The organism is Marinobacter sp. HL-58 (genome assembly GCF_001314605.1).
Classification (GTDB): domain Bacteria; phylum Pseudomonadota; class Gammaproteobacteria; order Pseudomonadales; family Oleiphilaceae; genus Marinobacter.
Window position 1 is genome coordinate 113,574 of the sequence record NZ_LIHP01000001.1, and the last position, 24,123, is coordinate 137,696.

21 protein-coding genes are annotated in these 24,123 nt (G+C 57.8%); 9 read left to right on the top strand and 12 right to left on the bottom strand.

The window, feature by feature from the left end:
- Nucleotides 1-5: 5 nt before the first annotated feature.
- From HLUCCO03_RS00530 to HLUCCO03_RS00540, 3 genes are all read right to left on the bottom strand, one after another.
- Entirely contained in the window at nt 6-1,103 is a 1,098-nt protein-coding gene (locus HLUCCO03_RS00530) for a lipase secretion chaperone (RefSeq protein WP_197025623.1), read from the bottom strand.
- A 90-nt stretch (nt 1,104-1,193) separates the two neighbouring features.
- The gene (locus HLUCCO03_RS00535; protein WP_027829863.1) at nt 1,194-2,120 is read right to left on the bottom strand and encodes a triacylglycerol lipase; all 927 of its coding nucleotides are present in this window, start codon (nt 2,118-2,120) and stop codon (nt 1,194-1,196) included.
- Nucleotides 2,121-2,275: 155 nt separating this feature from the next.
- Nucleotides 2,276-2,599, bottom strand: coding sequence for a DUF3301 domain-containing protein (locus HLUCCO03_RS00540; protein ID WP_027829862.1), 324 nt, complete (start codon nt 2,597-2,599; stop codon nt 2,276-2,278).
- Nucleotides 2,600-2,884: 285 nt separating this feature from the next.
- Here HLUCCO03_RS00540 and HLUCCO03_RS00545 point away from each other — a divergent pair, with 285 nt between their 5' ends.
- Nucleotides 2,885-4,552 (top strand): EAL domain-containing protein, encoded by a 1,668-nt coding sequence (locus HLUCCO03_RS00545; protein WP_027829861.1) that lies wholly within the window; start codon nt 2,885-2,887, stop codon nt 4,550-4,552.
- Nucleotides 4,553-4,892: 340 nt separating this feature from the next.
- Nucleotides 4,893-5,618, top strand: a complete 726-nt coding sequence (locus HLUCCO03_RS00550; RefSeq protein ID WP_292016581.1) for a helix-turn-helix domain-containing protein — start codon at nt 4,893-4,895, stop codon at nt 5,616-5,618.
- 6 nt (nt 5,619-5,624) lie between these two features.
- On the opposite strand, the gene HLUCCO03_RS00555 is transcribed toward HLUCCO03_RS00550, so the two are convergent.
- Entirely contained in the window at nt 5,625-8,708 is a 3,084-nt protein-coding gene (locus HLUCCO03_RS00555) for an efflux RND transporter permease subunit (protein ID WP_027829859.1), read from the bottom strand.
- Nucleotides 8,708-9,826: an efflux RND transporter periplasmic adaptor subunit gene (locus HLUCCO03_RS00560; RefSeq protein WP_027829858.1), complete on the bottom strand. Its 1,119-nt coding sequence runs from the start codon at nt 9,824-9,826 to the stop codon at nt 8,708-8,710. The genes HLUCCO03_RS00555 and HLUCCO03_RS00560 overlap by 1 nt, the downstream gene beginning before the upstream one ends.
- 311 nt (nt 9,827-10,137) lie before the next feature.
- Between HLUCCO03_RS00560 and HLUCCO03_RS00565 the strand changes: the two genes are divergently transcribed.
- Nucleotides 10,138-10,620, top strand: a complete 483-nt coding sequence (locus tag HLUCCO03_RS00565) for a DnaJ domain-containing protein (protein ID WP_027829857.1) — start codon at nt 10,138-10,140, stop codon at nt 10,618-10,620.
- Between the two features lie 6 nt (nt 10,621-10,626).
- Here HLUCCO03_RS00565 and HLUCCO03_RS00570 read toward each other — a convergent pair whose 3' ends face one another.
- Nucleotides 10,627-11,409: a secretin N-terminal domain-containing protein gene (locus HLUCCO03_RS00570; RefSeq protein ID WP_027829856.1), complete on the bottom strand. Its 783-nt coding sequence runs from the start codon at nt 11,407-11,409 to the stop codon at nt 10,627-10,629.
- A 336-nt stretch (nt 11,410-11,745) separates the two neighbouring features.
- On the opposite strand from HLUCCO03_RS00570, the gene HLUCCO03_RS00575 reads away from it, so the two are divergent.
- Nucleotides 11,746-12,804: a 3-deoxy-7-phosphoheptulonate synthase gene (locus HLUCCO03_RS00575; RefSeq protein ID WP_027829855.1), complete on the top strand. Its 1,059-nt coding sequence runs from the start codon at nt 11,746-11,748 to the stop codon at nt 12,802-12,804.
- Nucleotides 12,805-12,952: 148 nt separating this feature from the next.
- Here the strand turns inward: HLUCCO03_RS00575 and HLUCCO03_RS00580 are convergent, their stop codons facing one another.
- Nucleotides 12,953-13,618 (bottom strand): LysE family transporter, encoded by a 666-nt coding sequence (locus HLUCCO03_RS00580; RefSeq protein ID WP_027829854.1) that lies wholly within the window; start codon nt 13,616-13,618, stop codon nt 12,953-12,955.
- A gap of 146 nt (nt 13,619-13,764) precedes the next feature.
- Between HLUCCO03_RS00580 and HLUCCO03_RS00585 the strand changes: the two genes are divergently transcribed.
- Nucleotides 13,765-15,207, top strand: coding sequence for a dihydrolipoyl dehydrogenase (locus HLUCCO03_RS00585; RefSeq protein WP_027829853.1), 1,443 nt, complete (start codon nt 13,765-13,767; stop codon nt 15,205-15,207).
- A 14-nt stretch (nt 15,208-15,221) separates the two neighbouring features.
- Here the strand turns inward: HLUCCO03_RS00585 and HLUCCO03_RS00590 are convergent, their stop codons facing one another.
- Nucleotides 15,222-15,491 carry a DUF2061 domain-containing protein gene (locus HLUCCO03_RS00590; RefSeq protein ID WP_027829852.1) on the bottom strand — a complete coding sequence of 90 codons (270 nt, stop codon included), beginning with the start codon at nt 15,489-15,491 and terminating at the stop codon, nt 15,222-15,224.
- Nucleotides 15,492-15,714: 223 nt separating this feature from the next.
- Here HLUCCO03_RS00590 and HLUCCO03_RS00595 point away from each other — a divergent pair, with 223 nt between their 5' ends.
- The gene (locus tag HLUCCO03_RS00595; RefSeq protein WP_027829851.1) at nt 15,715-16,188 is read left to right on the top strand and encodes a Dps family protein; all 474 of its coding nucleotides are present in this window, start codon (nt 15,715-15,717) and stop codon (nt 16,186-16,188) included.
- Nucleotides 16,189-16,203: 15 nt separating this feature from the next.
- Here the strand turns inward: HLUCCO03_RS00595 and HLUCCO03_RS00600 are convergent, their stop codons facing one another.
- From HLUCCO03_RS00600 to mrtJ, 4 genes are all read right to left on the bottom strand, one after another.
- Nucleotides 16,204-17,841 carry an iron ABC transporter permease gene (locus HLUCCO03_RS00600; protein ID WP_197025622.1) on the bottom strand — a complete coding sequence of 546 codons (1,638 nt, stop codon included), beginning with the start codon at nt 17,839-17,841 and terminating at the stop codon, nt 16,204-16,206.
- Between the two features lie 53 nt (nt 17,842-17,894).
- Nucleotides 17,895-18,881 carry an ABC transporter substrate-binding protein gene (locus HLUCCO03_RS00605; protein WP_051603721.1) on the bottom strand — a complete coding sequence of 329 codons (987 nt, stop codon included), beginning with the start codon at nt 18,879-18,881 and terminating at the stop codon, nt 17,895-17,897.
- Nucleotides 18,882-18,922: 41 nt separating this feature from the next.
- A complete protein-coding gene (locus tag HLUCCO03_RS00610; protein ID WP_036197033.1) occupies nt 18,923-20,065 on the bottom strand; it encodes an ABC transporter ATP-binding protein in 1,143 nt (380 codons plus the stop codon).
- A 103-nt stretch (nt 20,066-20,168) separates the two neighbouring features.
- Nucleotides 20,169-20,612, bottom strand: coding sequence for a JDVT-CTERM system glutamic-type intramembrane protease (mrtJ, locus tag HLUCCO03_RS00615; protein ID WP_155939834.1), 444 nt, complete (start codon nt 20,610-20,612; stop codon nt 20,169-20,171).
- A gap of 225 nt (nt 20,613-20,837) precedes the next feature.
- Between mrtJ and HLUCCO03_RS00620 the strand changes: the two genes are divergently transcribed.
- The 3 genes from HLUCCO03_RS00620 to HLUCCO03_RS00630 are packed head-to-tail and all read left to right on the top strand — an operon-like array spanning nt 20,838 to nt 24,100.
- Entirely contained in the window at nt 20,838-21,074 is a 237-nt protein-coding gene (locus HLUCCO03_RS00620; protein WP_292016582.1) for a hypothetical protein, read from the top strand.
- Nucleotides 21,071-22,288 (top strand): porin, encoded by a 1,218-nt coding sequence (locus HLUCCO03_RS00625; RefSeq protein WP_292016583.1) that lies wholly within the window; start codon nt 21,071-21,073, stop codon nt 22,286-22,288. Before HLUCCO03_RS00620 ends, HLUCCO03_RS00625 begins: the two co-directional genes overlap by 4 nt.
- A gap of 36 nt (nt 22,289-22,324) precedes the next feature.
- Nucleotides 22,325-24,100, top strand: a complete 1,776-nt coding sequence (locus tag HLUCCO03_RS00630) for a chitobiase/beta-hexosaminidase C-terminal domain-containing protein (RefSeq protein WP_027829845.1) — start codon at nt 22,325-22,327, stop codon at nt 24,098-24,100.
- Nucleotides 24,101-24,123: the final 23 nt, after the last annotated feature.

Below are 24,123 nucleotides of genomic sequence, written 5' to 3' on the forward strand. Positions count from 1 at the left end.
GCACATTATGGTGATCGGGATTCAAGAGCCCGAAGCCTGGCCCAGGTTCTCGACTGCTCGTCCTCGAAATGCTGCTCCAGTAACTGACTTTCCATGGCAGCGCGATCTTCCTCGGCAACGCCCGACTGGTCCAGGCTGGCAACTTCCTGGCGATACTGATCGAAGCGTTGATCAAACTGCTCCCTCTCCTTCAGGTAGCCTACAACCTCGGCACTCTGTTCCGGTTCCACGCCGAGCGCCTGAAGCTGCCTGCCGGCCTCTTCCGGGGAACTGGTGTCGGCAAGGGCTTTCTGGCGCTGCTGGATGCGTTCCCCGTCGGCTATCATTCGTGTTTCGGTCCTGCGGATCACCTCCGGGAGTTGCTGGCGATGCCACTCCTGAAGGGTAGCCTTGGACTCCGCGGAGAGATCGGTTCTTTGCTGGATGTCCAGGCTGGCCAGGGTGTAATCACCGTAGGCTTCCTCCAGGCCAAAGAAGGCTTCATGGGTGGAGGCATCGAAAGAGTTCCGGCGAAGCTGCTTCATATCCGCCAGTGCCCCCTTCAGCATTTCCAACTGGTATTGCGGGTCACTCTGCCGGGTCGGATCAAGATTCTGGCTGCCAAGTGCAAGAGCGCTGTCCTTGTAGTCCAGATACTGGTCAAGCAGGGCAAGGGCCTGTTCGGCGGCTTGCTCAGGCAGGTTGTCCCGGGCCAGGGTTTCGATCTGATCAAGGGCCTTTTCGGGGGATACCTCGCCGATGGTATTCAGGAAATAGTCGAAAAAGTCCCTGGTTTCCAGGTCGATGATCAGGTTGCCATTGTCGTCGGCCCGCAGGCTACCGTCGATCTCGGTGCCGGCAAGAGAACTGGCAAATGGTTTTTCACCGAGGCTTTGCGGTGTTCGATGGGTGGAGGGCGCTTGGTCTGCCTCGCTTCCAGTGGCTCTTGCCGGCGCGACGGATTCCGCTGCTTCCTCGCCCCGTGTCCCGGCAGTAGCCGGGTTGTTGTCAGACGCTGTACCTGCCGGCTCATCCGCCAATATCCAGATGCTGAGCACAACGACGGGGATGACCGCGATAAGGGGAATAAAGGCACGTTTGTTCATTGATGCTTTGCGGGACATATCTTTCATCCGGCTGTGGCTAATACAAGTATCACCGGAGCCGGCATGGCCGATCCGGTGACGATTCAGCTCAGGGGAAAACGCTGAGGGCTACAACCCGCGGTTTTTCAGCCGATTGGCATGGCTGCGATAGAGAGAAACCGGGTCGGTCCGCCAGGAGCGGGCCCCAAACAGGTGGTTAATGGCATCCACGTGGTTCATGTCGTAATGGGTGCCTATGACATTACCCATCTTGGTGGAGCATTCGCCGACCAGACCGTCATTGGGCTCATCACCAAAGGCCAGTGTGGTGACGCCAAGGAACGGATCGGTGATGTCTGTCCAGTTTGTCCAGACCGAGGTACCGGTCCAGGAAAAGAACTTGATCCTGTTGCCGTTAATCCAGACATCCTCATCCGTTCCGGCGCATGCCGATCGGTTGACACCTTTCCAGCCCAGCGCATCATTCAGCTCCGTGGTTCCGCGAGTGGTCAGTGTTTCCAGAGCCGCCAGGCCATCCTGAGGATTATCGGAATCCGACAGGGCATTGATCAGATCACCCAATGCATTGGCAATGGCGTCGGCGCCACCTTCAACGTAGCTGCCCGGAGGGAGGATGCCCCGAACCACGTCGGCCACCCTGGAGCCCTTGTTGACACCGTTGATGGAGGTGACAGAAGCAATTTTGTGGGGAATCAGTGAGGCAGTTACCCGGGATGTGGGGGCGCCCTGACTATGAGCCATGATATTGACCTTGGACTCGCCCAGGCCATTGATATAGTTGGCCAGTTGCTGTCCACGCTGCTCACTGCTGTTCACAAACGATACGCTGGCCGAATACACCTTTGCACCACTGCGTTCGAGGTTCCAGGGGATGTTATGGAAATAATTGATCAGGCCACCAATGGTATTGAAACCGGTGACACCGTGAACCAGAACAATGGGATGCTTTGTCTGGGTGTAGCTGGCATGACTGAGTGTTGGTGCGGCAAGCACCACACAACCCATGATCACTGCAAAAGTGATGAGTTTACGCATGGTTGACTCCTGTTGTTTTTGTGAGTTGGCTGCCGGGTATGGCTGCCTTTTGTCGCCAATGCGTCGCGGATTATTTGGGATTTCAGGGCGAGTAAGAATCGCCCATTTGGGGGAGGCGGTGTGTCGCAGAATACGGGGGAGCGCTCAGAGCACCTTTAATGGCCCGGGCCGAAGCGATGGGGTTCCAGCTCCATGTGAACAATGCGCTGACCGAGCATGATAATGCGGCCGATATAACGTTCCTCCCCCGTCGAGGTGAAGTCAAACAGGAACCGGCGCCATACCCGGATACGGCCATTACTGTCCCGCTTGAACCAGAGGCCGCGAAGGTAGACGGCATCGTCCAGCAACATGACATCCATTTTCCTGCAGTAATGTTTGGCCGCCTGGAGTACAGAATCCTTGATGGCCTTGGCCCGCCACCAGTACCAGATGGCAAAGCCGGCCAGAAACAGCCAGAAGAGCGTTCCGAGAGTCACAATAGGTTCAGCTGTTGTTTTATGAGTGACCGCTGAGCCTACACGATTGTCGGTTTCGTGGGAATCAGGCGCTGTGTGCAGCCTGATGCTCCATGGGCCGTGCCCCCGCGCGCGGCATCGGCAGAAAATGACCGCTCAGCAAGTGAGACTGGTCCACGTCAATATTACTGCTTTGGTCTACTTTTCTCCTGTTTTGCAATATCCGGCTAGGTTGGCCCGGGGATATCGCTATGCTGGGCAGATAGTGCGCTGTTGCGTAACCGCTGGCATAGGAGTGGTAATCAGATGCGGGCAACAAAGGAACAGGATTTCAAGGCCCTGGTGGACAATCATCCACAAGCAATCATGCTGGCTACCCGTGAGCCAAGAATTACCTATGTGAATCGTATGTTTCACGCAGTTACAGGCTACAGGGAGCAGGAGGTTCTCGGCGCACCGCCTTCGATTCTCAGTTCCGGCTTGCATTCTCCGGATTTCTATCAGGAGATGTGGAAATGCCTCGAGGAGAGGCGGGAGTGGGAAGGAGTGATATGGAACCGTCGAAAGAACGGTGAAACCTACCCCCAGTGGTTGAGCATCTATCCGGTAAGGCATGATGAAACCGAACTGTACGCCGGTGTTTTCATGGATATAGGGGATGTCGCGGCCGGCGATGAGAGGTTGGCGTCGCTGGCCTATTATGACCCCCTCACAGAACTTCCCAACCGGACACTCTTCCAGGAGTTTCTCCAGGCCCGGGTCGCCCAGCGGGCAACCCGCGACACCTGTCTTGCGGTTATCTTCATCGACCTGGATTTTTTCAAGGGAGTGAATGACCTTCACGGCCACGAAACCGGGGATCGGCTGTTGCAGCAGGCCGCGTTGTGCATCCAGAGCGTCCTGGGGAAAGACGATGTGGTTGCGCGCCTTTCGGGTGATGAATTTGCCGCCATTGTCGAGCTGGAGCGCAGGGAAGCGCTTGAAGATGTCTGCGAACGACTGATTGCTGCTTTCCGGTCCCCGGTGATCGTTGGCCATCGGGAGTTTTTTCTGTCTGCTTCCCTGGGCGTTGCCGTATACCCGGGCCATGGCCGCACGAGCGTGGAGCTGTTGCAGAACGCGGACCGGGCCATGCATTCCGCCAAACGGGCGGGGCGTGCCTGTTACCGCACCTACAGTGCTGTCGATTCCGAGCTCGGCATTCATGAGCAAAGAATGTCTGAGGCGCTGATAACGTCCCTGAAGACCGCTCCGGAGGAATTCAGCGTGGTGTATCAGCCCCAATATGAGCTGGGTTCGGGACAGGTCACCGGCATGGAGGTACTGTTGCGATGGCAGCACCCGGATTACGGGCCCATCTCGCCGGGGGAGTTCGTACCGATGGCGGAGCAACGGGGCTATATTCATGAACTGACCGAGCAGCTGGTGCGGTGCATACTCCAGGATCTGGCTGTGATGCCCGACAGGCTGCGGGCTGGCCTGAGGCTCGCCCTTAATATATCCGCCAGACAGATAGCGGACTTTCGGCTGGATAAACTCCTTGAGCCCCTGTTCCAGCGGCTGGATGATCTGGACTGGATGCCGGAACTTGAAATCACGGAAACCCATCTGATGAACCTGTCAAAAGGGCTTTTACAGCGCCTGGAATATTTTGGAAACCGGGGCGTTCGTATTGCCATCGATGACTTTGGCACCGGCTATTCATCCCTGGCGTATCTCCATACCTTGCCGGTACATGTACTCAAGATTGACCGCCAGTTTATCAAGAGCCTGGAGAACCGGGGCCATGATTCCAGAATCGTATCGGCGGTTCTGGGTATCGCGGAGGCCTTGCAGCTGGAAGTGGTGGCCGAGGGTATTGAAACCGGCAACCAGTGCAGTGCACTCAGGCAAATGGGATGTCACCGGGGGCAGGGCTATTGGCTGGCCAGGCCGGAGCCCTGGAGCAAGGTGATTAATCAGTTTGTTGATTGAAATCAATTCTTTGTCAGTCCGGGTGCTCATTACTCCGGATTTTGCAGGATCTGGCTTTGCCCCCCGGGAGGGGTGGCCTAAAAGGAGAAGCCACCGAAGCCAGAGAACTGACTCCATGACAACATCCTGCACCCGTGACTTTGATGCCTACCTGCGAGTGAATCGGGCCTTGCCATGGGAGTGGATAGCTGCACTTCGCCGGTTGACGGGCAATAATGATTTTCAATGCCAGGCTGAATTTCCCCAGTCGGAACTCGGCAGTCTGTCCTCCCTCTGCGTCGATGAGGGGAGGTTCATCCATTTTTGTGCCCGTCAAAGCTTCCGGCTCCAAAATGATTCAATGTCGACATTTTCCCTGATTCTGGTGACAAACAGGAAGCCTGACTCCGCCATGCCGGGTGAGGGGCGATGGGACTTGGGCAGTGTGATGACGATTGCGCCTGGAAAGAGCCTCGACCTTTTGATCGACACTGGCAGCCGGGTGATTCTGGTGCAACCGGAACTGCGGGCCCCTGAGCTTACCGCGCCTGTGGAGTGCAGCGAGGATATTTCACGGATGGTGGGGGACTACCTGTCCAGGGCACGTTTTTTCCGGAACCATGAAGATGCCGTTATCGCCACGGGCACGTTGATACGGGATTTGTGCCGTGTGATGGAAGGCGGCCAGGCTCCGGAACCGGCACCTGAAATGGATCGCAGGCTGCTGCGAGTTATCGCCAGGATCGAGGAAGAGGGGCGCTGGGATTTCAATCTCGGAGAGTTGGCAACCTACTCCGGGGTAAGTGAGCGAAACCTCTACTATCTGATGAAGCGTGAAACCGGCCTGACACCCTATCGGATGTACCAGCGTCAGCGGCTGCTCCGTGTGCGCAGGCGCCTTGTGGACTGTCAGTGCGACCTGCCTCATATCTCATGGTATGCGGCGGATGAAGGTTTTTCCCATCTGGGCCGCTTTGCCGCGCTTTACCGGCAGCACTTCGGTGAACTGCCCAGTGAGACAGTACAGTGGCGCCGCCTTCCGGGAACAAAGCCGGGAGAGGCGGCGCAGACACTGTCTGTTTACTGAGCGCGGCTATTGCGCCGGCGCTTTACTTTCATTTTCACCATTACCGTATTCCTCCGCCGCAGTGCCGTGATGGTCACGGCCCAGCAGGATGTAGAACGCCGGCAGTACGAAAACGGTGAACAGGGTGCCGATGCCAAGCCCGGTGCTGATGGTCAGGCCGATGGCAAACCGGCTTTCGGCACCTGGGCCAACAGCAATCAGCAGAGGCACCATGGCGAAAATCAGTGCCAGGGACGTCATGATGATCGGCCGCAGGCGAATGGCCGCGGCTTCTATCACCGCATCCCTCTTGTTCAGCCCCCTGTCCACCTGAAGCTGATTGGCGAATTCCACAATCAGGATGCCGTTTTTCGACACGACCCCGATCAGGGTGATCAGGCCTACCTGGGTGTAGATGTTCATGCTGGCAAAGCCGAGCACAATGAACGCCATGGCACCGGCCACCGACATGGGAACGGAGACCAGGATGATAAACGGATCGCGCCAGCTCTCGAACTGGGCCGCCAGTACCAGATAAATCACCAGCAGCGACAGGAAGAAAGTGACCATCAGTGCGCTGCCCTGGTTCGCGAACTGCCTTGATTCACCGGTGTAGTCGAACGAGAAGCCTTGCGGGAAGCTCTCGTCGGCCGTGTTTTCCATAAAGGCCATGGCATCACCCACGGTCACACCCGGTGTGATCACGCCTTCCAGGGTCAGCGAGTTCAGCTGGTTGAACTGGGTCCGCTGGGACGGTTCAACCGATTTCTCGAAGCTGATCACACTGGATAGCGGCAACAGTTCGCCACTGTCCGCGCGGATGTAGTAGTCATTCAGTGCCTGCTCATCCATGCGGAACTGCTGGTCTACCTGGGGAATCACCTGGTAGGACCGGCCCTGCATATTGAATCGGTTAATGTACCCGCCACCGAGCATGCTGGACATGGCCTGGCCGACGTCCTGCATGGACAGGCCGAGGTCCGCTACCCGATCACGATCGACTTTGACCTGCGTGATGGGGCGATCGAAATCGATGGATTTCTGCAGGAACATGAAGTTGCCGCTCTCCATGGCCTTGCCCTGGATCTCGTTGGCAATATCGTTGAGGCGCTCGTAATCTTCACCGGTTGTGATCACGAACTGGAACGGCAGGCCGCCACCGGAACCCGGCAGTGAGGGGCGTGGGAACACTGCGGTTTCCAGGCCCGTGACGTTTTTCAACTCCTTGTCCAGCAGCGGCTGGGCCTCGAACTGGCTGATATCACGGTCGCCCCAGGGCTTCATCTTGAAGCCGCCGAAGACGGCATTCGGGGCCGTGATGCCAAGGATCATGAAGTCCTCGTTATACCCCGGTACAGTGGACATGCGCTGCTGTATTTCGTCACCATGCTCCTGCAGGTACTCCAGGGTAGATGTCTGCGCCGCGGTGCCCTGATAGAAAAGGATGCCCTGGTCTTCCGTGGGCGCCAGCTCGTTCTGGCTCATGGCGACCATGAAGTAAATGGAACCCAGGACCACGATGGCGAAGAAAATGACTACCGATTTGGTGTCCATCAGGGAGCTGAGGGCACGCTTGTAACCGTTGGCCAGCCCACCGAAACTGCGCTCAACCAGTTGCTCGAACCGGCCGGGATTGCCATGGGGTTTGAGGATCTTGCCGGACAGCATGGGAGACAGGGTCAGTGCCACGATACCGGAAATGACCACGGTGCCGGCCAGGGTAAAGGCGAATTCGGTAAACAGCGAGCCCACAAGGCCGCCCATGAACCCGATAGGTGCATAGACCGCCACCAGGGTGGTGGTCATGGCAATAATGGGCGTGGCCATTTCCCGTGCACCGTTGATGGCTGCATTGAACCGGGATTCGCCCTCTTCAATGTGGCGGTGAACGTTCTCCACCATGATGATGGCGTCGTCAACCACCAGACCAATGGCAAGTACCATGGAAAGCAGGGTCAGCAGGTTGAGGGAGAAACCCATCATCAGCATGACAAAGGCGCCACCAATCAGTGAAAGCGGAACCGCCACCGAAGGCACCACGGCGGCGCGCACCGACCCGAGGCACAGGAAAACCACCACAAGAACGATGCCCATGGCTTCGAGCAGCGTCTTGATCACTTCGTTAATGGAATTGTCGATAAAGTCGGAGGCATCATAAGCGAGGCGCACGTTCATGCCCGATGGCAGCTGTCTCTCGATGCCCGGTAACTCGTCCTTGACCTTCTCCGCAACCGTCAGCGGGTTGGCTCCCGGGGACAGTTCGATGGCCACGTAGGTCGCGGGCTGACCCTTGTAGAGCGCCAACTGGTCGTAGGTTTCCGAGCCCAGCTCGACCCGGGCAATGTCGCGCAGGCGGATCAGCGAGCCGTCGGATTCCTTCACGACCAGGTCCTTGAACTGCTCCGGGTCGCCCACGTCAGTGTCACTGGTCATGCTGATCTTGGTGTACTTGCCTTCGGTGTTGCCGACAGCGGCCTGGTAGTTGTTTCTCAGCAACACATCCACCACTTCCCGGGGCGTCATGTCCACCGCCGACAGCCGCTCGGGATCAAGCCAGACCCTCAAGGCAAACTTGCGGCCCAGAAGGTCGGCCTTGCCGACCCCTGACAGTGCCTGAAGCTTGGGCTGAACCACCCGGGTGAGGTAGTCGGTGATCTGGGGCACCTCCAGCTCATCGCTGTAGAAGGCGATGTACATCAGGGCGGTGGAATCGCCGGTAGTGGAGGTGATAACCGGGTCCTGGGCGTCGGCCGGCAGCACGTTGCGCTGGCTCGCAACCTTGGCCTGGATCTCCGCCAACGCAGCGTTGGCGTCGTAGTTCAGTTCCATCTTGGCTTCGATGGTGGACTGACCCTGGGAACTGGTGGAGGTCAGGTAATCAATGCCGCTGGCCTCCGCGATGGCCTGCTGCAGGGGGGTGGTAATGAATCCTTTTACCAGGTCGGAACTCGCACCCGGATAGGAGGTGGTGATGGTAACCGTGGTGCTTTCCAGTTCCGGATACTGGCGTATCTCCATTTCCATGGCCGCCCGCGCACCCAGCAACAGGATGAGCAGGCTGACGACCGACGCAAGGACAGGGCGATGAACGAATATATCGGTAAAACGCATCACTCGGACGCCTCCGCCGACTTGTCACTTCCGTCCCGGTCACTGTCGTCCTGAACCTCGACCCGCTGTTCCGCGCGCAGTCTCAGCAGGCCCTTGGAGACAACCTGCTCACCCTCTTCCAGCCCATCCGTTACCGCGACACGGCCGTCCCGGGTGTCGCCTGTCTGCACCGTGCGGCGGTTCACAATCAGCTCACCGTCATCGTTCTCTTCCACTACAAAGACAAAGTCGCCGTATGTGTTATAGGAAATGGCGGTGCGGGGTATGGTGATCACTTCGCGGTCTTCCGGCTGGCGGGTAGCCACAGTGGCAAACATGCCCGGGCGCAGCAGGTTGTCCTTGTTTTCCAGTGTGGCACGGATACGTACCGTGCGGGTCTGGGGGTTTACCGAGGTGTTGATGGCGCTAACCTTGCCCTCGAATGTGCGGTCGGGAACCGCAGCGACCGTGGCAACCACGTCGTAATCGCGCTCAACCCGCGGCAGGTCTTTCTCCGACAGGGTGTAATCCACGTAGATCGGATCCAGCATGTTGATTTCTACAATGGGGGTGCCGGTACCGATGTATTCACCCTGGTCAATCAGACGCAGGCCAAGCTCACCGTCGAACGGCGCGCGGATGACCTTCTTGCTCAGCTGGGCTTCGGCCTCGTTGACGCGGGCACGGGCGGCATCGAAGTTGGCCTTGGCTTCATCAAACTGGGACTGGGAAACGGCCCGCCTGGGCAGCAGATCGGAAACCCGCTTGAATTCCTGCTCTGCCAGCTGGGCTTCGGCGCGGCGAGTGCGTAGTGCCGCTTCATCGATCGCGGCGTCAAGCCGGATCAGTACATCGCCCTTGGTAACGGTATCGCCGGATTCGAAACTGATGGTTTCAACCACGCCGGGCACTTCGTTGGCAACCTCAATACCGTTAATGGCCTCGATACTGCCAACGGCCTTGAGTTCAGGCCTCCAGCTTTCCGCCTTTGCCGTGGTCGCGGAAATTTTTGCCGGGGGTTCCGGCTTGGAAAACTGCTCTTCCATCTGGCCGAACTGGTAGAATTTGTAACCAAAAATGCCGCCGAGCACGACACCGAGAAAGATGATTACAATCAGGAAGCGGGAAGCAGTGCGCATAATTCAGATCCTGGGTCGTATGTCTGTTGCAGGTAATCGTGTAAGTTTCAGAGTCCGGCCTGCCAGCCGGAGTGCCCGGTGAGCGGGAGGACGGCGGTCCAATGGACAACAGGTACAAAGCGTAAAGAATAGCATCCTATACAATGGTGATAGGGGTTGTCACCGATTTGTCAGTAGTTATGCGTACAATTACTGCGCGCGTTCAATGGTATCGGGACCATTCATGACCAGGCGTGAGGATTACCTGTTCAGGATATGTTGTTATATTCCGAAACCTGAATTACGCCCCGAGTGCCATTAAGGATTAGCGAATGCACTGGATTCTTGGTATTGCCCTTACCGCCGCGGTATTTATTGTACTTAAACAATGGGGCGCGTTAACCCCCCAGAAGAAAAAGGCGGCCACCTGGAAAATTTTCCTGGTCACCGGCGGTGCCCTGCTCCTGTTTATGGTGCTGACCGGCCGGGTTCATGTGCTGACCGCAGCGGTTGCTGCCCTGCTGCCTCTGTTGAGGAAGCTGCCCGCCTTGCTGAAATTCGCGCCCCTGATCAGTCGCGTTTTCGGTCAGGGACGGAGCCAGGAAACCAGCGGTCAGGCGCCCGCCAGCGCCGGTAATATGCCGCTCAAGGAAGCCTGCGAGATTCTGGGGCTCGCTCCGGAGTGCTCCCGCGAGGAGGTCATCCAGGCACATCGGCGGCTGATACAAAAGCTCCACCCGGACCGGGGCGGCAACGATTACCTGGCGGCAAAAATCAATGAAGCCAAGGCCGTGCTGCTCAGGCATCAGGGCTGACCGGCTTCACAGCACCTCAACTCTCACTTCGAAGGTCTGGTTCTGCCGGCTGTCGCCACCGGTCTGATAGGTGATGCCTGACTTTTCACCGGCGCGCCGCTCACGGGTACTGCCGAGCTCGACCCATTCACCCGGTTCCACCCTCCGGATGGTCATCAACGCTTCGGTTTCGTAGCCGGGTATGTCCCCCTCGTCGTCCTCTTCAAAAGACACGATATTGAGCTCGACGGCCTGGTCCGAAATAACCTGCGGGCTCACCAGGAAGCCGCTACGGGTTTCCACCTGATCGAGAAAAGCTGCCGGATTGCGGCCCCCGCGAATGGCAACCGGCACAGTGCGGACCTGCCCGGAAGTGATATGGGCAGATTGGCCATCCTGAACCACAAGGGTGCGCTCCTGGTTGCGGCGAGTTGTCGTAACCTTGCGTTCAGCCTTTATGTTGGCCTGGTTGTTGTCGGCAGAAACACCCGCGCCGCCACTTTTACTGTCGGCGTTGTTACTGGAACGAACAGTGATGCGCATCTGTGCCGGTGCCACATCCATGGTTTCCACCAGCATGCCGATCTCATCCAGTACCGGGGGTTCTCCGCGCACGACCATCTGCTGACCGCGGGCGGTAATAGACACCTGACCATCCGGGTAGAGTTCCCGAATCTGCCGGGCCACATCCTCCGCAGAGCGCTGGCCCATCTGGTAGGTGCGTGCTTCTGGTTCCGCGGCAATGTTTCCGGAAAGCAGCAGAAGCATGACGGCAAGCAGTGTTGTGAGCCACAATTTGTGAGTGTTCATCGAAAACTCCGCAAAAATCGGATATACGGGTTGCAAAGCCGGAAACCGGGGATATATATTGGAAGAATGAAGACGACACACACGACCTGTCAATTGAATGTTCTGAAAGCTTTCGGTGAGAAACCGGCGGCTACGGTCGCTGCTGTGTTTTTCTGGTGGTTTGGTTATGGCTTTTATTTTAGCCAGAACCCGGGCCGCCCATAAGATCTTCATCGACCGAACAACGAGGAAGGCAGCCCGGCAGAAACCCAGGCTGCCACCGGACTCAAAAAGCCCCGACTGGTAGCCCAGCCGGGGCTTTTTTGATTCTGACACAGGGAAACGGGAACACTGACCATGAACATGTCGCTGAACATCGAGACACCGACCGAAGCAAGCCGGCAATCCCGGGAGGAGCGCACAAGCGGCGAAGTTCTGCTGCCAACGCCGGCGGAACTCCGGGCGAGCCTGCCGGTACCTGCCGCCATGCAGGCGCAGATACACCGGCATCGGGAAGCCATACGCCGGGTGCTGCACGGCGAAGACACCAGAACGCTGGTGGTGATCGGGCCTTGCTCCATACACGATGAAGTCGCCGCCCTCGAGTATGGTGAAAAACTCAGAAAGCTGGCGGATGAGGTCAGCGACCGTTTCCTGATTGTTATGCGTGCCTACCTGGAAAAGCCACGGACCACCGTCGGCTGGAAAGGCCTGCTCTATGATCCCGAACGCACCGGCACCGGTGACCTGAACGAAGGCCTGCTGCGCTCCCGTCGCTTGCTGCTGAACCTCTCCGACATGGGCCTGCCCCTGGCCACTGAAGCCCTCAGCCCCTTCGCCATGGACTACCTCGGTGATCTCGTCAGCTGGACCGCTATCGGCGCCCGCACCACCGAGTCCCAGGTGCACCGGGAAATGGTCAGCGGCCTGCCCATGCCCACGGGTTTCAAGAACGGTACCGATGGCGGTATCGGCGTGGCTATCAATGCGATGAAATCCGCAGCTCATCCCCATCATCGTTTTGGTGTGGGCAGTAGTGGTGCCCCCGCCATGATCACAACGCAGGGCAATCCCGATACCCACCTTGTGTTGCGGGGCGGGCGTGGCCTCACTAACTACGATGCTGAGAGTGTCGGCGAAGCCATTGCAGCCTTGTCCAGTTCCGGTGTTTCGTCTGCCGTGATGGTCGATTGCAGCCACGACAACGCCCAGAAGCAGGCAGCACGGCAACTGGAGATTGCCAGGGAAGTGATGAATCAAAAACGTTCGGGCAATCAGCAGATTATCGGTTTGATGCTGGAAAGTTTTCTTGAAGAGGGCCGTCAAAATGACAGTGACGATTTGATCTACGGGTGTTCGTTGACTGATCCCTGTATCAGTTGGAAGCAAACCGAAGAGTTGCTCAGGTCGCTATAACCGGAGATTTCGCCTTGGTTCCGGTGAGTCGGGCGGGGAGCACTGTTCAGGACCGTGGAGCGCCAGGGATGGCGCGACCGAGCCCCACATGGACGTGCTTGTGGGCGTGTCCTGAACAGTGCTCCCCGCCCGACTCCGGCACAAGTTGTCAGTCCTGAGAAGGGACAGACGGCCCACTCCCATCCCCGGAAACAGTAGAAAACAGCAACTGCCCGGCAAGCAACAGCAGTACCCCGCCCATCAACCGATCCAGCCAGTAACCGAAACGGTTAAACCCCTTGCGGATCTGCGGCAGCGTGAAGAACACCGCCACCGCCATGAACCACAGGCCTGTAGCCACGGCCATATAGATTCCGTAAGCGGTCTGGATAACGACCGGTGTACCCGGGTTGATGATCACCGAGAACAGGGACACGAAGAACAGCGTTGCTTTCGGGTTCAGGGTGTTGGTGAGAAACCCCAGCCGATAGGCAGCAAACCCGGACTGTTTGTCTCCGTTAGTCGTGTCCACATGCACGCCGCCGGCCTTCGAGCGCAAACATTGTATGGCAATCCAGGTGAGGTACAGGGCGCCGATAACCTTGAGGACAGTGAACAGTACCAGAGACTGCTGGATGATCAGGCCAATGCCCAGCAGTGAATAACCCACGTGGATCAGAATGCCGGTGCCTATGCCAAAAGCCGTCAGCAGGGCATTACGGCGGCTCTGGCACAGGGCCTGGCGCAGCATCACGGCGAAGTCCGGGCCGGGGCTGGCGACAGCGAGGAAGTGAACAATGGCAACGGTCAGGAACTCCGGCCAGTAGTTGTGCATGCCTGTTGGTCTCCGAAATCAGCGGGTTTTAATCCTCATGGACGCGATGTCACTATAGTCGTTGACAGGGAAGTGAACCATTCCCCGATTTCACCTCTATACTCAGGCAAGTGCAAAAACCTTCAGGCAGGCCAGGAGTTTTTAACGTGGACAAGCGCAAGGTAGATGTTGCAATCATAGGAGCTGGCACCGCAGGTATGGGGGCCTATCGTGCTGCGAGCAAGCATACAAAAAGCCTGGTAATGATTGAGGGCGGCCCCTATGGCACGACCTGTGCCAGGGTCGGCTGCATGCCAAGCAAGCTGTTGATTGCGGCGGCGGACAGTGCTCACCAGGTGCGTAAAGCACCGATGTTTGGTGTCCATCCCGGCGATGCCCGCATCGACGGTAAAGCGGTGATGAAAAGAGTCCGTGAAGAACGGGACCGGTTTGTGAGCTTCGTGCTGGAAGCGGTTGAGAGTTTCCCGGAGGAGCATCGTCTTCGTGGTCATGCCCGCTTCCTGTCACCACACCGGATCGCCGTGGGCGATGGCGTCGAGGTGGAGGCGGAAAGAGTTGTCATCGCCACAGGATCCCGGCCGAATATTCCCGAATTCCTCAAGGAAGCCAAGGATCGCCTGATCGTCAATGACGATGTCTTCGAGTGGGACGACCTGCCTGAGTCCGTGGCAGTATTCGGCCCCGGCATCATTGGTCTGGAATTGGGCCAGGCACTCAGCCGGCTGGGCGTGCGGGTGCGGATGTTTGGGGTCAGTGGTGGTGTCGGGCCACTCCAGGAGGACGCCATTCGCCAGTACGCCCTGGCGACGTTCAACGAGGAGTTTGCCCTGGATGCAGACTCCAGAGTGCGTTCCGTGGAAAGAACCGGTGACGGTGTCCGTATCCGGTTTACCGATCCTGAGCGGGGAGAAATGACAGAAACATTCGACTATCTGCTGGCGGCAACGGGCCGGCGCCCGAATGTAGACAGCCTGGATATCCAGAACGCCGATATTGCCCAGGACGACCAGGGTGCGCCGTTGTTCGATCATTACACGCTCAGGTGTGGCGACAGCCATATCTTCCTTGCCGGCGATGCCAACAATGATGCGCCTTTACTGCACGAGGCGGCCGATGAGGGGCGCATTGCCGGCGATAACGCCGGCCGGTATCCAGATGTTCGGGCGGGCCTGCGCCGGGTGCCACTGGGGATAGTGTTTACCGATCCGCAAATCGCCACGGTGGGTATGACTCTCCGGGAAGTCGACGAAAGGTGCAAAGGATGTTACGCCGTTGGCGAAGTGTCATTTGAAGGCCAGGGGCGCAGCCGGGTGATTGGCGCCAACAAAGGGTTATTGCACGTCTATGGGGAACGGGGCACCGGGTTATTTCTGGGGGCAGAGATGTTCGGGCCGGCAGCCGAGCACATTGGCCACCTGCTGGCCTGGGCCGTGCAGCAGCGGATGACCGTCAGTGAAATGCTTGAGATGCCTTTCTATCACCCGGTCATCGAGGAGGGGTTGCGTTCCGCCTTGCGGGACCTCAACCGCAACCTGAATATCGGCCCACAACCGGTTGAACGGTGCCTTGATTGTGGGCCAGGTGGTTAATACGTCGTATATTCTCAGAAGCTCCTGGCGACAGGGTGTGACGTGGTGGCGTCCCTTGCATTGCGCTCCTTGCGTGCCCATATCTTCTCGTGGAAGAAGTAGGCGACCGTGTTGATGGCAGGCTCGACCATGGCAATGAGACTGCCGATCAGTATGTCACCGGTCAGTAGGTAGGCCACGGTAAACGCAACAGTAAAGTGAGTGATGGCAAAGGTGATCGTTTTCAGCAGTGAGTTGTCACCCTTGGATCCGTGATTGTGAACAAACATCTTCAGCGTACTCATGATCGGTTCTGCCTGTTTCGTGACTATGGTTCTATTGAACAGTAACTGATAATCATTGTTAAATTAATTGTATGAAAAATTACCATAGCGCATGACTATAGTTTGTAAGTGTTTATTATTGGTCTGAGCTATTAAGCGTATTGAATAAGTAAGCTTTATCTATCGTGGCTTTCTGGTTAAGCTTTTAACCAGTTCATTCAGATAACTGTCAAGGAGACACGTTATGAGTAAGAATTTTATCGGTCTGGATACTGAGAAAACCCGGAAACTGGCGGACTCGCTGAACGATCTGCTGTCCAACTACCAGATTTTCTACATGAACGTGCGCGGGTATCACTGGAACATCAAGGGCGACAACTTTTTTGAGTTGCACGCCAAGTTCGAGGAACTGTATAACGATCTGCTACTGAAAATTGATGAGATTGCAGAGCGGGTCCTGACCCTTGGTCACCGTCCTGCACATGCCTACAGTACTTACATTGAGAAGTCTGAAGTTCCCGAACGCAAGGATGTCGCTGACGGCAAAGATGCGGTAGAGAACATCGTGGACAGTTTCGCCAGGCTGATCGGCAAGCAACGGGAGTTGCTGCACCTGGCCGGGGATGCAGACGACGAGGGTACTGTGGCACTGATGAGTGACTACATCTCCCAGCAGGAGAAAACCGTCTGGATGTACCGCAGTTACCTGGGGCAGTAAAACTTCAGGGCCAGGTTAACCCGCAACCGGCAGACGTTTGCGGGTTAACCCGGTAAGTATGACCAACAGGGCCGTGGTGGTGAAAATCGCCACCACGCTCATTGCCATTCCAATTCCTGGTGAACCTTGCTCGAATTGGCCAAAGATGAAGGTGGAAACGGTCGCGGTTCCAGCCGGCGCCACCATCAGTGACGCCACAAGTTCTCGGGAAGCAATCGCGAACACCAGCAGCATGGCGACGAGCAAGCTTGGCAAAAGCGGTGGCAACAAAACCCGTCTAAACGTACTCCCCATTCCCGCTCCACACACCCGAGAGGCATCTTCCAGGCTCATTCCCATCTGCCGGAAGGCAGCGCTGGCATAACGCACCGGGTAAGGCAACAGCAAACACACGTAGGCGAGCAACAGCATGGCACTGGTGCCATAGATATCCACAGGCCAGAAATCCCGGTTCCACGCCAGAATCAGACCTACAGCCACCACGACTGCAGGCATGGTATTGGGCAGCACTGACAGCACATCGAGCAATCGTCGCCCCCGGGCCTGGCTACGTACTACCAGATAGCCGGTCAGAGCGCCAATAATGCCGGTAATCACAGCCGCTCCGCTGGCGAGGCCAAGGCTGGTTCCCAGGGCTTCCAGAGCCCCTCCGCTGTTTTCCAGCAATGCTTCGAAATGGCGCAGGGAGAAGTTATCCGGGGCCAGGCCACCGGACAGGGTTGCCGTGAAAGCGGCCGCCATTACCGCCAGTATCGGGAAACCCACCGCCAGCAGTGCCACCAGGGTGAAAAAGCCCAGCACCGGCCATCGCCAGGCCCCCAGGTCCACCAATTCGACATCAGCAGGCTTGCCTGAAAGCGATTCATAGGAACGCCGGGTGACCAGCCAATGTTGCAGATAAAAGGCAGCCATGGCCATGAGTACCAGTAACAGCGACAGGCTGGCGGCGCCAGGAATGTCCAGCGGCCAGTCGGCAAAGCGTTCGTGGATACCGGTGACCAGCACGTCAAATCCGGCCTGGGCCCCGAGTGTGGCCGGAGTTCCGAATTCCTCGATCGTCAGCGCAAACACCAGTAGCAGGCTGGCGGCAATACCAGGAATGGAGAGAGGCAACGTCAGCCTGAAGAACGCCGTCCAGCCACCTGCACCAAATACACGGCCCACGGCGGCAAACCGGCTGCCCACTACCATCAGGGTGCGGGACACAGCAAAGTACACCACTGGAAAAACATTCAGCACCATAACGAAAACGATGCCACCGAAGGAGAACAGAAAGCCATCCCCTTCCACGCCGAACAGTTGCTCTGCATAACCCCGGGACTGCAGGCTCATCATCCAGGACAATGCAGCAATATAGGGCGGAATCATGAAAGGAATAAGGAAAATGACATCCCAGGCAGCAGCTCCCGGCAACCGGGTCAGGCCCCGCAGCGCTCCCAGAGGAATGGCCACCAGCGCAGATCCGGCCACCACCGCAGCACCCAGCATAAGAGTGTTGCCCGCAAGGCCCATCAATTCAGGATCCGACAGCGTGCTCACCAGAGTCGCGAAAGGCTCAGCCAGGCTACCTTCGCTTATATCCGGGAAAACCGCCTGGAGTACCACCCACAACAGCGGAAGACCCACCACCAGCAACAGGATCGTAACGGTCAATGACGGCAACCATTTCGACAACGTCATTGCGGAACGGAAACGGGAGTGCGGGATCACCCTTCTGTCGCCTCCCGGAAGTTTTCGATAATCTCCTTCCGGCGGATGTTCATGGCGTCGCTGTCGACCTCAAGCTGTTTCAGCTCGTCAAGCCCCGGACGCTTGCCTTCGACATCACCGCGTGCCGGTATCAGATAACGGTCAGCGACGTGTGCCTGGCCGGCTTCCGACAGCATAAAGTCCATAAAGGCTTTGGCAGCCTCCGGGTTGTCCGTGCTTTTCAGGATCATCATTGGCCTTGGCGACAGCACGGTGCCGGATTCCGGGAATATCACCTCAATGCGCTCGCCATTGGCCCGTTGCCCCAGGGCAATGTAATCCACCGCACCGAAAACCACCGATTTTGCGCCCTGCAGTACCGGATTAAGAGCCCGGGCATTGGGGCCGGGAACAAGCATGCCGTTATCGCGGAGAGATTGCATCAATGCCCAGGTTTCTTCCTCGCCATATTCTCCGAGCAGGCCAGTCAGTAACTGAAAGGCCGCGCCGGACTGGGAGGGGTCCGGCATGGTCACCTGGTCACGGTATTCGGGGTCTGCGAGGTCCCGCCAATCGGCCGGTTCCGGTACATCGCTGTCACGATTCCACACCAGTCCCAGGGCGGCTATACCCTGGGCAATGTAATGGCTGTCTCTGAGGTCATCCGGCACCTGGTCTGCACCTTTCGGGGTGTACTCAAGCAGTTCACCACCCTCTTTGAGCGCGGCCGCAGAATCCCACGAGGCAGAAATCACCACATCCGCATTGGGCCGCGAACGCTCAGACTCCAGTCTTGCCATCACCTGGCCGGTACTGCTCTGGAACACGTTGACCCGGGTACCGGTCTGTTCCCGGAAGTCCCGCACCAGGGCGTCGATGAGTGCGCGGGGACCAGCCGTGTAGACCGTCAGTTCCTCGGCGAACGCTGTTGCCGGAGAAACCAGCGGAACGGTGACCAGCAACAGAAGGAATGAAAAAAGCTTTTTGGGGTGCTGAAGTCGCATGGGAATTATCCGGTTTCGGAGATGTGTGTCGATAAGATAAATCAGACCGTGACCGTATCCAGGGCTTCCTGAAAATGATCGAACCGCAGTGGCCGGCCGTCGTCCCCCCAGCCCCGAAGCGGTTCCGGATCCACCCGAAGTCCGCACTGGTCACCGGGGGCGGGTGTCTGGTCGGTGGTCAGTTCGAGCGTGACATCATCGCTCAGGGCGACCTTCACCAGGTTGCGCTCGCCCTGGAACAGGCAGGTACGCACCCAAGCAGGCACACACTCATGCTGCATCTGGGATTCCTGTGGCGCCAGGCTCAGCGCTCTGCGCGGCAGCAGCAGCCTGGCTCGGCCCCGGTAACCACCCCGAGCCTTCAGCGGCAGCCGGTTCTGTCCATTATCCGGGATAAAACCTTGCTCGTCGCAGTGCCCGCCGAGCATGGAGCCGATATCCAGGAATTCTGCAATCTCCGGTGTGGCAGGTGACTCGAACAGGGCGCGCGGATTATCCAGTTGTTGCAGATGGCCATCCTGCAATACCGCTACCCGATCCGCGAGGGCATAGGCTTCCTGCTGGTCGTGGGTGACGAAAACGGCGGTGAGACCCAGGGCGGAGATCAGCTCCCGGATTTCCAGAGCCAACTGTTCACGCAGGGAACGATCCAGGTTGGACAGGGGTTCATCCATCAGCAAAAGGCGGGGTTCACCCACAATGGCACGGGCAAGGGCCACTCTCTGCTGCTGACCACCGGATAGCGTGCCGGGTGCCCGGTCAGCCTGGGAAAGTAGCCCGACCAGATCCAGCGCCCAGTCAACCTGGCGTTTACGCTCAGCCGGCGCCACCCCACGCATCTCCAGCGGGAACGCGACATTCTTGCGGAGGCTCATATGGGGCCAGAGGGCGTAATCCTGAAACACCATTCCCAGGTAGCGCTCTTCCGGGGCAAGGTTTTTGCCAGGGCCGCTCACCATGTCTCCGGCAATGGCAATGGAGCCACTGTCAGGGTTGAGGAGGCCTGCAATGCAACGCAGCAACGTCGTCTTGCCACACCCTGAAGGGCCCAGCAGGGCCAGCACTTCTCCGGAGTGAACTTCCAGGCTGATGCTGTTCAGCGCTACATATTCACCAAAGGATTTATGCACCTGCTGAAGAACCAGTTGTGGCACGGAAGCGGGTGACTGCAGGCTCGCGTTCATGGCCGGGACCTTGCTTGGGGAATGGCTAATCTGATCGTTTACCGTACCGACGGAATATTTCAGATTGGCGACAGTTTGATGACAGGGCGGACACCGGAAACCCTCACAGACCAGCGCCCACACCAAACCCCAGGTTCCAGAGTATGTGCAGTAGCACGCAACCCCAGAGCGTATGGTGACGATCCCGGCTCCAGCCAAAGGCGAGTGACGGCAGAAAAACCAGAAGCGCCAGAGCATTGCCGAGCACTATCCAGTGGGTAAGCGCAAAGACCAGACTGGTAAGCAGGTTTGCCAGCGACAGTTGCCCCCATTGCCGGAGGGTATGCCGGGCCAGCCAGCCCTGAATGGCGCCACGGAAGGCGAACTCTTCCAGCAGCGGGTACACCAGCACCAGCCCGAGCCAGTGTGGCAGGCTCCAGTCGCCTGAAGCACCGTTGAGGTAACCGAACATCAGGGCAACCGCAGTACCAACCAGCAATAGTATCCAGAAACGGGAGTCTCCGCGCAGGGTTACCAGGCCCGATGTCACCCGCCATTGTTGTGTCACGACACGACCCTTTTGCTGAAACAGCAAACAGTCTGACCGGTTATTGAGTTGATACAAGGTCTTGCCCGGTCTGTCATCAAACTTTTATCAGACGGTCATAAACGGGAAGTCTCACTGTCATAAAGCCTCGTCAGGGTGAAATGGCTGTAACCAAATATCCATGTTGGCGACAGGTCTATCAAAGCCGTCCCTGGATTCACGAATTAGAAAACGAGGTAATGACGAATGAACAGGATTGCGCGGACTCCGGCGATCAGCCTTCTGGCACTGGCAATTGGGGCTATCAGCCTGCCAGCGGCAGCGGATGAATCGGCACTGATCGAAAAGCTGGAACAAAAAGGGGTGCTGTCGGCGCAGGAAGCAGCTGAGCTGAGAAACGAGATGGACACGGATGGCGCAGAACAAGAGGCGGGTATGTCAAAGCCGATGAAGTTGAGGGGGAAAAAACCAAAACTCGTGTGAGACGATTTACAGTATCCGATGAAGAGGGCGAGAACATTTTCCGGGTCCGCGGGCGGGTCATGCTGGACGGTGAGATCGCTGACTTCGACGAGGAGCTCGAAGAAATCGCCAACAACGGCGAAAAAATTCCGGAATACGGCACTACTGTTCGCCGTGCCCGCCTCGGCGTGCGGGGCCGGATGTACGAGAACTTTGAATGGCAGCTGGAAACGGACTTTCGGGAATCCAATGTCCGCTTTGCCAACGTTTACCTCGCTTACCTGATGGACGAAGGACGCCTGGCGGTTGGTAACTTCAAAGAGCCCTTCAGCCTGGAAAGTGAAACCTCATCCCGTTACACCACCTTCATGGAGCGTGCCGCACCGGTCGACGCCTATCGCGCGAGCCCGAGCCGGTCGCTGGGCCTCATGTATCAGACCGTCAAACCCAGATACTACGTGGCAGCGGGCCTGTTCGGCGGCAACCTCAACGAGGAAATTGACAACGAGCGGGACAAAATAGAAAAAGGCTATGGCTTCGCGGGTCGGACATCCTTTGCGCCCTACTTTGAAAATGGCAATTTCGCACACATCGGCGCTTCCTATGCCTGGCGCCAGAACGCCACCCTCGGAGATTCCTGGCTGACGACCGACCTCCGTACCCGGGAAGGTGCACGGGGTGTTGATATACAGCTGATCGGTGAACAGCAGATTCCGGGGGTCGAGGATTATTCCCGCTATGCTCTGGAAGCAGCCTTCGGTTATGGCCCGTTCTCGGTGCAGGCAGAGTATCTGGCCGTCAACCTGACCAACGATCCCGACAATCCCGTCAGCCCCAAACCCGACGGGGGCACCGAAACCGCCGATAACCCTGATACCGACATCACCCAGGACGGTTTCTACATTCAGGGTTCGTATTTCCTGACAGGTGAATCCCGTAATTATCGGCCTTCCGCCGGCGACTTCGGGCGCATCACTCCAAATCGCAACTTCAATCCCGCCAGTGGTGACTGGGGCGCCTTCGAGGTGGCCCTGCGCTACGCCGATGCCGACTCCAGCGAGGCGACCAAGATGGATGACGGCCAGACACTCGAACACTGGACCCTTGGCCTGAACTGGTACCTCAACCCCGAAATGCTCGTCAAGTTCAATGCCATGCGCTTTGACGCGACCCGCAATGGCTTGCCGGACGGCAGCGGAACCGTTTTCGCCAGCCGCCTGCAATACGAATTCTAACGCACCTTCATAAACCGAAAGAGAACGAGGTTTACCATGAATATTCGCATTCCTTACAGCAAGCACGCGCTGGTGGCGCTGATGATGGCGGCTGCCGCCACGTCTGCCCGGGCCGATCTGGATAACGGCACTTTCGCAGACTACGACGCGATCGAAGAAGGCACCGTGAATTACCCTTCCGAAACCGGAGCGCCGGGCTGGTATGTTCAGGCCGATAGCCCCGGCGGTACGGATATCGTCACCGACGAAAGCCTGGACTCGCCTGCAGACCCCAGTGTGATGCGCTCCAATAAGCTGGAAAGCGGTTTCGGGGGCAACAAGAACGAACAGTGCGTTGCATTCGACAGCTCCGAACGCCTGGCCATCGACTTCCTGGCCTTCTCGGAAAGGGAAAGCCTGGATGGCCTGAAAGTCCGGATTAACCCCACCTTCTACGCCAACATGGACGATTGCATTGAGGACATCCACACCGATGGCGATGCCGATCTGAGACTGTCCGGCGATGACGACAACAACGACCTGGATGTGGACCTTGGTGCCGTGGTATCCAGCGGCGAATGGACCCGTATCAACGAGGACGAAGCGGCCCAGACCATGAGCTACGGCCCTGGCGGCAGCGGGGCGCAATTCAGCTATCCCGATGGTGCCAACGTGATGCTGCTGAGCGTGCGCATGCGCGATCGCAGTGACGATGGCGACCCGGATCTGTCGGCAGAACCGCTCTATCTGGATGATATCCGTGTTATTCAGGAAGGGTCACCCGCCAACCTGGTACTGAACGGCGATTTCAGCCACCGCCCGCTGGCCAAGGATGATGAGTTTGTTGCAGACGAAGGCTGGATCGTCGACCGTTTCGACGACTTCCCCGCTGCCGTCGGCCCCGCCTGGTTTGCCCTGGAGGATGCCAACGTCTACTACTCGGAAGGTCAGGGGGGTGGCTATGGCGATGCCAAAATCGACCAGTGCTTCGACCTCAATGGCGTTGACCGCATTGCACCGGAGTTTTTCGCCATGGCCATGGCACCGGATGCCGAGCTCTCGGGCCGGATCGCCGTGGACATCCACGACGATGTCGATTGTGGTGGCGACAAACTTGTCGAACTGGAATCAGACTTTGATGGCCTGAACGTGATCGGCGAAGACTCCGAGGCGGGACAGTGGTATTCCTTGCTGGCGGCCGGTGAGAACGATGGCAACGATGAGATCAATGAAGATCTGGCGGCGGATTATCCAGATGCCGAATCTGCTTTCATCAGCATTCGCTTGCGCGACAAAAGCGACGATGGTGATCCGAATCCTGACGTGCCCCGCGCCATTTTCGTAGACGACGTCAACATTACGTCCCAGGTTTCCACACCCCTGGTATCACCCTTACCAGGCGATGTCCGCTTTGCGGATGAAAGCGACGAAGTCTCGGTAACGGTTACATCGGATACCGACAATGTGGAAATCTACTACACCACCGATGGCAGCGACCCGGACCCTGATACCTCGGAAACTGTCAACAGCGGCGACAGCATCAACGTGACTGCGGAGACCGTCGTCAAGGCACTGGCTGTTGATATGAACGATGACGCGGTGCGCTCAAGCATTCGCACCGCCAATTATGGCGGGGCTTCGAGCGGAGACGATAGCGACTCCGGTGATGACAGCAGTTCCGGTGATGACAGCAACTTTGGTGGTGGCGGTGGCTCCACGCCGTCTTCGGGCTGCTCCCTGTCTGCCAACCCCGGCGCTCCTGACCCCACACTGCCAGCTCTGGTGTTACTGGCCCTGGCCGGGATCTATGCCCGCAGGTACCTGAAAAACTGATACATCACCAGTCTTTGGCAACC

Bases quoted from the DNA above. Each gene is read 5' to 3' on its own strand.
- HLUCCO03_RS00530 (WP_197025623.1), bottom strand. From the start codon at position 1,103: ATGTCCCGCAAAGCATCAATGAACAAACGTGCCTTTATTCCCCTTATC.
- HLUCCO03_RS00535 (WP_027829863.1), bottom strand. From the start codon at position 2,120: ATGCGTAAACTCATCACTTTTGCAGTGATCATGGGTTGTGTGGTGCTT.
- HLUCCO03_RS00545 (WP_027829861.1), top strand. From the start codon at position 2,885: ATGCGGGCAACAAAGGAACAGGATTTCAAGGCCCTGGTGGACAATCAT.
- HLUCCO03_RS00550 (WP_292016581.1), top strand. From the start codon at position 4,893: ATGTCGACATTTTCCCTGATTCTGGTGACAAACAGGAAGCCTGACTCC.
- HLUCCO03_RS00555 (WP_027829859.1), bottom strand. From the start codon at position 8,708: ATGCGTTTTACCGATATATTCGTTCATCGCCCTGTCCTTGCGTCGGTC.
- HLUCCO03_RS00560 (WP_027829858.1), bottom strand. From the start codon at position 9,826: ATGCGCACTGCTTCCCGCTTCCTGATTGTAATCATCTTTCTCGGTGTC.
- HLUCCO03_RS00565 (WP_027829857.1), top strand. From the start codon at position 10,138: ATGCACTGGATTCTTGGTATTGCCCTTACCGCCGCGGTATTTATTGTA.
- HLUCCO03_RS00570 (WP_027829856.1), bottom strand. From the start codon at position 11,409: ATGAACACTCACAAATTGTGGCTCACAACACTGCTTGCCGTCATGCTT.
- HLUCCO03_RS00575 (WP_027829855.1), top strand. From the start codon at position 11,746: ATGAACATGTCGCTGAACATCGAGACACCGACCGAAGCAAGCCGGCAA.
- HLUCCO03_RS00580 (WP_027829854.1), bottom strand. From the start codon at position 13,618: ATGCACAACTACTGGCCGGAGTTCCTGACCGTTGCCATTGTTCACTTC.
- HLUCCO03_RS00590 (WP_027829852.1), bottom strand. From the start codon at position 15,491: ATGAGTACGCTGAAGATGTTTGTTCACAATCACGGATCCAAGGGTGAC.
- HLUCCO03_RS00595 (WP_027829851.1), top strand. From the start codon at position 15,715: ATGAGTAAGAATTTTATCGGTCTGGATACTGAGAAAACCCGGAAACTG.
- HLUCCO03_RS00605 (WP_051603721.1), bottom strand. From the start codon at position 18,881: ATGCGACTTCAGCACCCCAAAAAGCTTTTTTCATTCCTTCTGTTGCTG.
- HLUCCO03_RS00610 (WP_036197033.1), bottom strand. From the start codon at position 20,065: ATGAACGCGAGCCTGCAGTCACCCGCTTCCGTGCCACAACTGGTTCTT.
- HLUCCO03_RS00620 (WP_292016582.1), top strand. From the start codon at position 20,838: ATGAACAGGATTGCGCGGACTCCGGCGATCAGCCTTCTGGCACTGGCA.
- HLUCCO03_RS00630 (WP_027829845.1), top strand. From the start codon at position 22,325: ATGAATATTCGCATTCCTTACAGCAAGCACGCGCTGGTGGCGCTGATG.